At 70.0% G+C, this 3,772-nt stretch carries 3 protein-coding genes; 1 reads left to right on the plus strand and 2 read right to left on the minus strand.

Annotated features, from left to right (window positions below):
• Together D588_RS25195 and glyQ are read right to left on the minus strand one after the other, a co-directional pair.
• Positions 1 to 587: glycine--tRNA ligase subunit beta (locus D588_RS25195; protein ID WP_043085688.1), on the minus strand; the 587-nt coding region annotated here is incomplete at its 3' end.
• Between the two features lie 182 nt (positions 588 to 769).
• Positions 770 to 1,678: a glycine--tRNA ligase subunit alpha gene (gene glyQ / locus D588_RS0117515; RefSeq protein ID WP_010340858.1), complete on the minus strand. Its 909-nt coding sequence runs from the start codon at positions 1,676 to 1,678 to the stop codon at positions 770 to 772.
• 75 nt (positions 1,679 to 1,753) lie between these two features.
• Between glyQ and D588_RS0117520 the strand changes: the two genes are divergently transcribed.
• Positions 1,754 to 3,574: a GspE/PulE family protein gene (locus D588_RS0117520; protein WP_017916906.1), complete on the plus strand. Its 1,821-nt coding sequence runs from the start codon at positions 1,754 to 1,756 to the stop codon at positions 3,572 to 3,574.
• Positions 3,575 to 3,772 lie beyond the last annotated feature (198 nt).

The raw sequence follows: 3,772 nt of genomic DNA on the forward strand, positions 1-3,772 counted from the left end.
TGGAGGAAGCGGTGGCCGCGGCTGTCGCGGCCGGCCTCCACGCCGAACAGCGGCATCGGCACCACCTCGGTGCCGAACAGCAGCACCAGCCACTGCACCGGCCGCGCGAAGCCATAGTCGTGATCGCCCCAGCGCATCGGCTTGGGGATCGGCATCGCCGCGATCGCCTCGCGCAGGATCTCCGGCAGCAGCGTGGCGGTGCGCGCGCCCGGGTTCACCGCACGGTGCACGAAGCGCTCGCCCTTGGCGTCGCTGGTGCGCTCCAGCGCGGTCCAGTCGATCCCGGCCTTGGCGGCGAAACCCTGCAGCGCCTTGGTCGGCTGGCCGTCCGCGTCCAGCGCGATGTTGAGGTAGGGGCCGAGCACTTCCGCGCGCTGCTCCGGCTGCTCGACGGCCACGCCCGGCAGCAGCACCGCCAACCGGCGCGGCGTGGACAGCGGCTTGGCGTCGCCACGCTCGACCGCGATGCCGCGCTTCTCCAGCCCGGCGATCACGCCGTCGAACAGCGCCTGGGCCAGGCCCGGCAATGCCTTGACCGGCAGTTCCTCGGTGCCCAGTTCGATCAGCAGGGGAAGGTGTTGGCTCATGTGTCGGACCTTGCTAGCGGTTTTTCCCTTCTCCCTGCGGGAGAAGGTGCCCCGAAGGGGCGGATGAGGGTGCGGGCGCCTGGGGAGTCGGAGCAGCCGGCCGTGCGTGCCGGCGTACCCTCACCCCAACCCCTCTCTCCCGCGGGGACTTCCTTCGGTCGCCGGCGGGAGAGGGGCTTGCATCACTTCTTGACGCCGGGGAAGCCCAGCTTCTCGCGCTGCGCGTAGTAGGCCTTGGCCACCGCCTGCGCCAGCGCGCGCACGCGCAGGATGTAGCGCTGGCGCTCGGTCACCGAGATCGCGCGGCGTGCGTCGAGCAGGTTGAAGGCGTGGCTGGCCTTGGTCACCTGCTCGTACGCCGGCAGCGGCAGCCCGACCTCGACCAGCGCCTGCGCTTCCTGCTCGCAGGCGTCGAAACGGTGGAACAGTTCGGCCACATTGGCGTGCTCGAAGTTGTACGCGCTCTGCTCCACCTCGTTCTGGTGGTAGACGTCGCCGTAGGTGACCGGCGTGCCGTCGGGGCCGTAGGTCCACACCAGGTCGTAGACGTTGTCGCAGTTCTGCAGATACATGCACAGCCGCTCGAGACCGTAGGTGATCTCGCCCAGCACCGGCTTGCACTCCAGGCCGCCGGCCTGCTGGAAGTAGGTGAACTGGGTGACTTCCATGCCGTTGAGCCACACCTCCCAGCCCAGGCCCCAGGCGCCGAGCGTCGGCGATTCCCAGTTGTCCTCGACGAAGCGCAGGTCGTGCACCAGCGGATCGATGCCCAGTGCCTTGAGCGAATCCAGGTACAGCTGCTGGATGTTGTCCGGGTTCGGCTTCATCGCCACCTGGTACTGGTAGTAGCGCTGCAGGCGGTTCGGGTTCTCGCCGTAGCGGCCGTCGGTGGGGCGCCGGCTCGGTTGCACGTAGGCCGCGTTCCACGGCTCCGGCCCGAGCGCGCGCAGGAAGGTGGCCGGATGGAAGGTGCCGGCGCCCACTTCCAGGTCCAACGGTTGGATCAGCACGCAGCCGTGCTGCGCCCAGAACTGGTTGAGGGTCTGGATCAGACCCTGGAACGTGATCGGAACGGACCGGGAAACGGACATCTCGCAGGGGCCGGTTGAGGGGTGCGCTAGTATAGCGACCGACTCGCGGGGACTTCCGCGTACCGGACCTGGACCATGGATTCGCGCCCTGCCGCGCCGCCCGCGTCGTCGCCCGCCGAGCCCACCGTGGCGTTGCCGCCGGGCCGGCTGAGCTTCGAACGCGTGGCTGCGGCGCTGCTCGCCGACGGCCTGGTCGCACCGGCCGAACGCGGCCGCGTGCAGTTCTCGGCACAGACCGCACGCACCGTCAGCGACGTGCATCCGCTGGTGCTGCTGTCCAACCTGAAACTGGCCGCCACCCGCCCGCCCGGCAGCGAACTGAGCCTGGAACGGCTGACCGAGTGGCTGGCGCAGCGCTGCGGCCTGCGCTACTTGCGCATCGATCCGACCCGGGTCGACGTGGCCGCGGTCACCGGCGTGGTCTCGCACGCCTATGCGCGCCGCCACCGGATCCTGCCGCTTGCCCTGCAGCCCGAGCGTCTGCTGGTGGCGACCAGCGAACCGCTGGCGCTGGACTGGCTCGGCGACGTGCAGCACCTGGCGCGGCGCCGCATCGAGGTGGTGGTGGTCAACCCGCTGGACCTGCATCGCTACACGATGGAGTTCTTCGGCGTGACCCGCTCGGTGCGCGGCGCCAAGGACGGGCGCACCGAACAGAGCAGCGGCCTGCCCAGCTTCGAGCAACTGGTGGAACTGGGCCGCGGCGGCGACGTCAACGCCGACGACCACCACATCGTGCACATCGTCGACTGGCTGCTGCAGTACGCCTACGAGCAGCGCGCCAGCGACATCCACCTGGAGCCGCGGCGCGAGGCCGGGCGCATGCGCTTCCGCATCGACGGCGTGCTGCACAAGGTGCTGGAAGTGCCGCCGGCGGTGATGACCGCCATCGTCAGCCGCATCAAGGTGCTCGGGCGCATGGACCTGGCCGAGCGGCGGCGCCCGCAGGACGGGCGCATCAAGACCCGCTCGCCGGGCGGGCGCGAGACCGAGATGCGCCTGTCGACCATGCCCACCGCCTTCGGCGAGAAGTGCGTCATGCGCATCTTCGACCCGGATGCCGCGTTCAAGAGCGTGGACCAGCTCGGCTTCAGCCCGCAGGAAGCGGCCGGCTGGAACGCGCTGGTGGAGCGCCCGCACGGCATCGTGCTGGTCACCGGCCCCACCGGCTCGGGCAAGACCACCACGCTGTACTCCACGCTCAAGCGTCTGGCCACGCCGGACGTGAATGTGTGCAGCGTGGAGGACCCGATCGAGATGATCGCCACCGAGTTCAACCAGATGCAGGTGCAGGCCAACATCGACCTGGACTTCGCCAGCGGCGTGCGCACCCTGCTGCGACAGGACCCGGACATCATCATGATCGGCGAAATCCGCGACCTGGAAACCGCACAGATGGCGGTGCAGGCCTCGCTGACCGGCCACCTGGTGCTGTCGACCCTGCACACCAACGATGCGCCCTCGGCGATCACCCGCCTGCTCGACCTGGGCGTGCCGCATTACCTGGTCGCCTCCACCCTCAACGGCGTGCTGGCGCAGCGCCTGGTGCGCACCCTGTGCGGCCACTGCAAGCGCCCGCACACCCTGGAAGCGCACGAGTGGGACGCGTTGCGCGAGCCGGGCGAGGCCCTGCCCGAGGCGCTGCAACCCTACGCCCCGGTCGGCTGCCTGGAATGCCGTCGCACCGGCTACCTGGGCCGCGTGGGCCTGTACGAACTGCTGCCGGTGACCCCGCGCCTGCGCACCCTGATCCGCGCCGACATGGACCTGGCCGGCTTCAGCCGCGCCGCCCAGGACGAGGGTGTGCGCACGCTGCGCCGCGCCGGCCTGGAAAAGGTGGCCGCCGGGCTGACCACCATCGAGGAAGTGCTGTCGGTGCTGCCGCCGCGCGAGTGAGCGGGCGGGAGGCGTGGTTGGCGTTGGCCTTTTCGTGCGGCGGCTGGCCCACCGATATCGTTTGCGAGGGCGTCTCACCGCAGGCCGGATGCGTTTCTGCCAATCCCCAATCCCGATGCTCCCATCCGGGCTCCATCATCGCGATGGCTGGCGCACTTGTAGGAGCGGCTTCAGCCGCGACGTGGCGTTCCCGGGAAC

This window comes from Xanthomonas sp. SHU 308 (assembly GCF_000364645.1).
Lineage (GTDB): Bacteria > Pseudomonadota > Gammaproteobacteria > Xanthomonadales > Xanthomonadaceae > Xanthomonas_A > Xanthomonas_A sontii.